The organism is Brucella sp. RRSP16, assembly GCF_052246815.1.
In the GTDB taxonomy this organism is placed as follows: Bacteria; Pseudomonadota; Alphaproteobacteria; order Rhizobiales; family Rhizobiaceae; genus Brucella; species Brucella intermedia.
Map to the genome: position 1 here is coordinate 1 of NZ_JBQQAM010000032.1, position 6,941 is coordinate 6,941.

Genomic DNA, 6,941 nt, shown 5'->3' on the forward strand with positions numbered 1-6,941 from the left:
CAGTAGGGCAGAGAAGGATATGTGCGTTGCGGTCGTCCGCAAGCCAAACATACTCCCCTACTCCCTTATTCCCCTATTCCCTTAACATACTGCCTTACTGCCCTATTGCCTTACTGCCTTAACGTGAACCGTCTCCGGCACGGGCGTCAGCGCCTCACCAGTGTCGAACCACGCGATGAGATTGTCGATCACCAGATTGGCCATATCGCGGCGGTCCGGACCGAGGCGGAGCCGATATGCGGCAGGAGGACCGTGTTCGGCGCATCGAGCAAGGCTTGTGGAACGTGCGGCTCGTTTGCAAAGACGTCGAGACCGGCAGCGGCAATCGTTCCGTTCTGCAGCGCTTCGGCAAGCGCCTCTTCATCCACCACCGAACCGCGTCCGATATTGACGAGCACGCCTTCCGGTCCGAGCGCCTTCAGCACGTCCGCATTGACGGCCTTGGCCGTTTCCGCGCCGCCCGGCGCTACCAGAATGAGCGTGTCGACGGCTTCGGCCAGTTCCTTAAGGCTCGGATGATATTCGTAAGTGGCATCCGGCGACTTGCGGCGATTGTGATAGGCAACCGGCAGGCCGAATGCCTCAATGCGGCGGGCGACCGCCTTGCCGATGCGGCCAAGGCCGAAAATGCCGACCTTGCGCCCACGCAAGGACAGCTTCGACAGCGGATAGCGGCCCTCCTTCACCCAGTTGCCGGCCCGCAGGAATTCCTGCGACTTCGACAATTCGCGCACCGTGTCGATCAGGAGGCCGATGGTCGTATCCGCCACTTCCTCGGTCAGCACGTCCGGCGTGTTGGTGACCATGACATTGTTCGCACCGGCATGTTTCGCATCCACGGCGTCGTAGCCGACGCCAAAATTGCCGATGATTTCGAGATTGGGCAAGGCGTCGATCAGCGCCGCATCGACGGTCGACATGCTGGCGATGCCCTTCACGTCTTTCGCCCAAGCGGCATCGAGAAGCGCCGTGTCGCCGCGCGCGATACGCTGGACATTGAACTCGCCCGAAAGCCTCTGCACGGCATAGTCGTCGAAATTGCCGAGCACCAGAATTGTCGCGTCGCGTTTTGTCATGGCATTCCTCATGCGTAGAGCATTTCCAGCAAAAGTGCGCAGCGGTTTTGCTTAGGATAATGCGTAAAGAAAACCGACCCGAAAGAGAGCCGGTGCGGGGGAAATCAGCCGTGTTTCGGCTTGGACGTCGATTGCCGGATATGCAGTTCCGGCTTGATGAGTTCCTGCATCGAGGACACCTCGACGCCGTTCAACTGATCGAGCAGCGCGCGCGCCGCACGGCGCCCCACCTCGCGCTGGCCGTTCCAGACGGTCGTCAGCGCTGGCGTCGCAATGGCAGCTTCCTCCAGATCGTCATAGCCGGTCACGGAAATGTCCTCGCCCGGCACCAGCCCGGCGCGGGCAATGCCGTTCATCAGGCCGATGGCCGTCAGGTCGTTCCAGCAGACCGCCGCCGTCGGCTTGTCCTTCAGCGCCAGAAATTGCGGCGCGACCTCAAAGCCGCCCTGCTTCGTGCGCGGCCCGGCGATGCGCCAGTCGGGACGAACCTCAAGCCCGGCCTTTTCCATGGCCTGCACATAGCCGCGATAGCGGTCGCGGCCCGTCGAGGTCTGGTCGGTGCCGCCGATCATGGCGATGCGCGTGTGGCCGAGCGAAATCAGGTGATTGGTGGCAAGGCCGATGCCATAGGCGTCGTCGCCCCGGAACACCGGCGCGTGAACGCCCTCGACGCTGCGCGCGATCAGCACGACCGGCAGGCCGTTATCTTCGGCAAGCTGGATATCTTCCGGCGGGGTGCCGATGGCGGGGGACATGATGACCCCGTCCGCGCCGAGCTGCAAAAGCGTATCCATGAAGGTGCGCTGCTTTTCCAGCTGGTCGTAATGGTTGGACAGGATGAAGGTCTGCCGCGACCGGTCCAGTTCCGTTTCGATGGATTTGAGGATTTCCGCGAAGAACGGATTCATGATGTCATGCACCACGACGCCGACAATGCCGGAACGCGAGGTGCGCAGGCTCGCAGCGCGACGGTTATAGATATAACCGATGGCGCGGGCATGTTCCTTGATCTTCTCGCGGGTCTGGTCGGCAACGAGGGGGCTGTCGCGCAAAGCGAGCGAAACTGTGGCTGTCGAAACACCAAGCGCGTCAGCGATGGTCGATAGCTTTATTTTCTGGGCCAAGTCGCCTCCCCAAATTGGTCCGTGCCGCAGTCGGAGACGCAGCCGCAACCTGACAAGGCAGGACGCGACCGTTCGTCCTGCGAACGGTTATGCCATTGCCATCCTTGAATTGGAAGCATTTTCGATAGCACGCAACCTGAAAAGTGTTTCACGGTTTCCCGCCAAGATGCGCGTCAAAACAAATAGTTAGAGCTGGAGAAAGGGCGGACTTATTCCACCTCGTCCTCTTCCAGCACTTCCGTTTCCGCTTCTTCCGCAAGGCGCACGACGCCACGAAGCGCTAGATTGCTCTCCATCCGGCTCAGCATCTTGAGGAAGGTCTTGCGATCCTTCTTGTCGAGGCCTTTCAGCATGTCCTTCTCGGTCTTGCGAATGGACTTCTCGATTGCCTTGATGGTCTCCAGACCAGCCTGCGTGAGATAGATATGCGACTGGCGCTGATCGGTTTCCGAGGCGCGCTTCGCGACGAAACCCTGGCTTTGCAGGCGCGCAATGGTTTTGGTGATGGTGGGCGGACGCACACCCAGGCGCTGCGCCAGAACGCCGGGCGTCAGCCCGTCCTCGGCCGCCAGTTGCAGCATGACCGCATCCTGCCCCGCATAGAGCCCCTGCTCCAGAAGCCGCGTGGCCAGCACCGTCCGCGACAGCCTCGCCACGGATTGCAGCCGGTAAAGTACAACCGCCTTATTGTCCTTGCTCATCGCCACCTCGCCCTTGTTTCTTTGGAGCACATCCCCGAAAAGCGAAACGGTTTCGGACGAGGTGCCTGTTCAAAATAAACTATTTCCTGTCGCCTGATCGATAGTCCCGTCCATTCATATATCGTAAAATATTGTCCGACTTATGAAACAACAAGGCCCGGTTGCTGTCATGGCTAACGAGCGTTAGGGTCTCAGGCTCGAAGAAAAGAATAAAGCGAGGAAAACATGACCGATCTGCGCGAGCAAAACAGCGACATGATTGTCGTCCTGCCCCTTGGCGCTCACGAACAGCATGGGCCTCACCTGCCGTTTGAAACGGATACGATCATCGCCGAGGGCATTGTCGCGCGCGTCAGCGATGCGCTGCCCGCCGAACTCAACGTCAATTTCCTGCCCGCCCAGCCGGTCGGCTATTCCATCGAGCACATGGACACGGAAGGAACCCAGAGCCTCGCCTATGCCGAGGCCGTGAACCAGTGGATCGGCATCGGTGAAAACCTTCACGCGGGCGGCATCCGCAAACTGGTCATGCTGAACGCGCATGGCGGAAATTCGCCCCTGATGACGATTGTCGCGACGGAGCTGCGCACACGGCTCGACATGCTTGCCGTTGCCACGAGCTGGACCCGCTTCGGACTGCCGGATGGCCTGATCACGCCGGAGGAAAAGGCGCTCGACATTCACGGCGGCTTCATCGAGACATCGGTGATGCTGGCCCTGCGCCCCGATCTGGTGGACATGTCGAAGGCGCGCAATTTCTCCAATGCCCAGTCACGCTATGCCGAGAAGTTCAGGTTCCTGCGCGCCTATGGCCCGCATGCCTTCGGCTGGAAGATGCACGATCTCAACCCGGAAGGCGTTGCCGGCAACGCCGCCGCCGCGACGGCGGAAGCCGGGGAAAAGCTGATCGCCAACGCGGTCGCCGGTTTCATCGACCTGCTGCGCGATGTCGACAGGTTCGATCTTGCCCGGTTCAAATCGCAACGTCTCGCCAGTCAGCCGAGCTGAGCCCGGATATATCGGGATGGACACGCTCGTCGCACGAAGGGAACATGCCGAAGCATGGGCGCAATTGCGCCATGCGCTCTGGCCCGATACCAGCCTTGAGCAGCATCTGCAGGAGATCTACGAGACGCTCGATCAGGATGACCCCGATGCCGTAACATTCATCGCGGAAAGCGCTGGCGATCAGATCGCAGGCTTCGCGGAGGCAGCGTTGCGGCGCGACTATGTCAACGGCTGCGAGACATCGCCTGTCTTGTTCCTGGAGGGAATCTACGTGTCTCCCGAATATCGCCAGCGTGGCATCGCGCGCTTGCTTTGCGAGGCAATCGCAAACTGGGGCCGGGAAAAAGGCTGCACCGAATTTGCCTCCGACGTTCTGCTCGAAAACCGGGACAGCCAGAGCTTTCACACGGCGCTGGGTTTTGATGAAACGGAGCGGGTGATCTTCTATCGGAAGCTTCTTTGAAGGGGTGAGATCTGACGTCTGCATAGGGCAAGCTTCGGGAAAAGCCACTGCCATCATCGTGAACGACGAGAATGTAATATTATAGCATTGCATATGGCATTCACGCCGCCCTTCCCTTATATGAATTGTCCTATCCGGGGTTTTGGTGCCGTGCCGCTTTGCGCTGGCTGCCCTTGACCCCGACTTCACAAGGCCACAACTTCAAGAGGCATGACCATGAGCCAGGCTGAAGCCCAAACCGAAGCTCCGTCTGAAACCAAGACGACCACTGAAGCTGGCCGCATCCCCGTGACCGTCCTGACGGGTTATCTGGGTTCGGGCAAGACCACCCTTCTCAACCGCATCCTGACCGAGAACCACGGCAAGCGTTATGCCGTCATCGTCAATGAATTCGGCGAGATCGGCATCGACAACGACCTGATCGTCGAGTCGGACGAAGAAATCTACGAAATGAACAATGGCTGCATCTGCTGCACCGTGCGCGGCGACCTGATCCGCGTGGTGGAAGGCCTGATGCGCCGCCCGGGCCGCTTCGACGCCATCATCGTGGAAACCACCGGCCTTGCCGACCCGGTTCCGGTCGCGCAGACCTTCTTCATGGATGACGACGTGCGCGCCAAGACCGGCCTCGACGCGGTTGTCGCCCTTGTCGATGCCAAGCACCTGCCGCTCCGCCTGAAGGACAGCCGCGAGGCGGAAGACCAGATCGCCTTTGCCGACGTGGTGCTCATCAACAAGACCGACCTCGTCACGCCGCAGGAACTGGCCGCCATCGAGGCGACCGTGCGCGCCATCAACCCGCACGCCATCATCCACCGCACCGAGCGCGCCTCCATCCCGCTCGACCGCGTGCTGGATCGCGGCGCCTTCGACCTCAAGCGCGTTCTGGACAACGATCCGCACTTCCTCGACCACGACCATCCCGACCACGTATGCGGCCCCGACTGCGATCACGATCACCATGATCATGACCACCATGGACACCATCACCATGCGCATGATCACGACCATGATCATCACCACGACCACGACCATGTGTGCGGCCCTGATTGCGATCATGACCATCATCACCACCACGATCACGCCTCGCCGATCCATGATGTGACGGTGAAGTCGGTATCGCTGAGGGCGGGTGAAATCGACCCGGCGAAATTCTTCCCGTGGATACAGAACATCACCCAGACGCAGGGACCGAACATCCTGCGCCTCAAGGGCATCATCGCTTTCAAGGACGACCCGGACCGCTATGTGGTGCAGGGCGTGCACATGATCATCGAAGGCGATCACCAGCGCGCCTGGAAGGAAGACGAAAAGCGTGAAAGCCGCCTCGTCTTCATCGGACGCGAACTCGACCCCGCCGCCCTGAAGGCCGGTTTCGAGAACAGCCAGGCGAAATAAGCCTCCGGTTCGGACCGAACCGGGAGCGCCCCCTGTTCCCTCTTGCGCATTTCCAGTAACCGCTCCAAAGCTTTGCTGGAAATGCCCTCATCAATAAACAATACCGGAAGCCGATGCCTACAGTAGCTCCGCTCGACCTTGAAGGTCATTGTCTTTATGCGCGCTTTGTCGGCGGCATTCCCTTCTTCGCCATGGCCGATGGCGCGATCCATCAGCTCAACAATGGAAGCAGGACCTCTGCCGCCCATGACGGGCTGTTGAGCGCGACCGTTTCCGTTGATGGAAAGTCGCTCATCACCGGCGGCGAAGACGGTCGCGTGTGCCGTACCGACGTCGATGGAACGGTGAGCGAACTTGCAAAGGTTCCGCGCAAATGGATGACCGCTGTCGCAGCAGGCCCCGGCGGAACTGTCGGTTTTGCATCAGGTCGCACTGCATGGGTGCGTACCTCTGACGGCAAGGTGCAGGAATTTGCGCAGGAACGCAGCGTCGAAGCCATCGCCTTTGCGCCGAAGGGCCAGCGGCTGGCGATTGCACGCTATAACGGCGCAACGCTGATCTGGACCGGCACGGCGGCAAAGCCCGTCGAACTGGAATGGAAAGGCGCGCATATCGGCGTAATCTTCTCGCCCGATGGCCGCTTCCTCATCACCTCGATGCAGGAAAATGCGCTGCATGGCTGGCGTCTCGAAGATACGAAGCACATGCGCATGACGGGCTATCCGGCGAAGGTGAAGGACTGGTCTTGGAGCGCCAAGGCCAAGTGGCTCGCCACTTCCGGCGCGCCCGCGGCAATCGTCTGGCCCTTTGCGGGCAAGGATGGCCCGATGGGCAAGGCTCCCTTGGAGCTTGGCCTTCGCGGTGACAGCATGGTGACATCGGTTGCCTGCCACCCGGTCGAGGACATTGCGGCCATTGGCTATAATGACGGCATGATCCTGATCGCACGTTTCGCCGACAGCAAGGAAGTCCTCCTGCGCCGCCCCGGCAAGGGCGCAATCACGAGCATGGGCTGGGATGAGCACGGCCACCGCCTCGTCTTCGGCTCGGAGGCCGGGGATTGCGGCGTGGTTTCGATAGCCGATTAAGGCAGTAGGGCAGTAGGGCAGTAGGGCAGTAGGGCAGTAGGGCAGTAGGGCAGTAGGGCAGTAGGGCAGTAGGGCAGTAGGGC

General features: G+C 60.6%; 6 protein-coding genes and 1 pseudogene. 4 read left to right on the forward strand and 3 right to left on the reverse strand.

What is annotated here, in order from left to right:
• Positions 1 to 102: 102 nt before the first annotated feature.
• From ACS5UA_RS22580 to ACS5UA_RS22590, 3 genes and pseudogenes are all read right to left on the reverse strand, one after another.
• Positions 103 to 1,076 (reverse strand): annotated as a pseudogene (locus ACS5UA_RS22580) (2-hydroxyacid dehydrogenase).
• 104 nt (positions 1,077 to 1,180) lie between these two features.
• The gene (locus ACS5UA_RS22585; protein ID WP_006471199.1) at positions 1,181 to 2,200 is read right to left on the reverse strand and encodes a LacI family DNA-binding transcriptional regulator; all 1,020 of its coding nucleotides are present in this window, start codon (positions 2,198 to 2,200) and stop codon (positions 1,181 to 1,183) included.
• A 209-nt stretch (positions 2,201 to 2,409) separates the two neighbouring features.
• Positions 2,410 to 2,901 carry a MarR family winged helix-turn-helix transcriptional regulator gene (locus ACS5UA_RS22590; protein WP_021587088.1) on the reverse strand — a complete coding sequence of 164 codons (492 nt, stop codon included), beginning with the start codon at positions 2,899 to 2,901 and terminating at the stop codon, positions 2,410 to 2,412.
• Positions 2,902 to 3,126: 225 nt separating this feature from the next.
• On the opposite strand from ACS5UA_RS22590, the gene ACS5UA_RS22595 reads away from it, so the two are divergent.
• The 4 genes from ACS5UA_RS22595 (at position 3,127) to ACS5UA_RS22610 (ending at position 6,858) form a co-directional block, all read left to right on the forward strand.
• On the forward strand, positions 3,127 to 3,909 hold the full coding sequence (locus tag ACS5UA_RS22595) for a creatininase family protein (protein WP_443101867.1): 783 nt from the start codon (positions 3,127 to 3,129) through the stop codon (positions 3,907 to 3,909).
• Positions 3,910 to 3,925: 16 nt separating this feature from the next.
• Positions 3,926 to 4,372, forward strand: coding sequence for an aminoglycoside 6'-N-acetyltransferase (gene aac(6'), locus ACS5UA_RS22600; protein WP_443101868.1), 447 nt, complete (start codon positions 3,926 to 3,928; stop codon positions 4,370 to 4,372).
• 216 nt (positions 4,373 to 4,588) lie between these two features.
• On the forward strand, positions 4,589 to 5,770 hold the full coding sequence (locus tag ACS5UA_RS22605; RefSeq protein WP_031346844.1) for a CobW family GTP-binding protein: 1,182 nt from the start codon (positions 4,589 to 4,591) through the stop codon (positions 5,768 to 5,770).
• A gap of 113 nt (positions 5,771 to 5,883) precedes the next feature.
• Positions 5,884 to 6,858, forward strand: a complete 975-nt coding sequence (locus ACS5UA_RS22610; protein ID WP_112670420.1) for a WD40 repeat domain-containing protein — start codon at positions 5,884 to 5,886, stop codon at positions 6,856 to 6,858.
• Positions 6,859 to 6,941: the final 83 nt, after the last annotated feature.

Bases quoted from the DNA above. Each gene is read 5' to 3' on its own strand.
- ACS5UA_RS22590 (WP_021587088.1), bottom strand. From the start codon at position 2,901: ATGAGCAAGGACAATAAGGCGGTTGTACTTTACCGGCTGCAATCCGTG.
- ACS5UA_RS22595 (WP_443101867.1), top strand. From the start codon at position 3,127: ATGACCGATCTGCGCGAGCAAAACAGCGACATGATTGTCGTCCTGCCC.
- ACS5UA_RS22610 (WP_112670420.1), top strand. From the start codon at position 5,884: ATGCCTACAGTAGCTCCGCTCGACCTTGAAGGTCATTGTCTTTATGCG.
- ACS5UA_RS22605 (WP_031346844.1), top strand. From the start codon at position 4,589: ATGAGCCAGGCTGAAGCCCAAACCGAAGCTCCGTCTGAAACCAAGACG.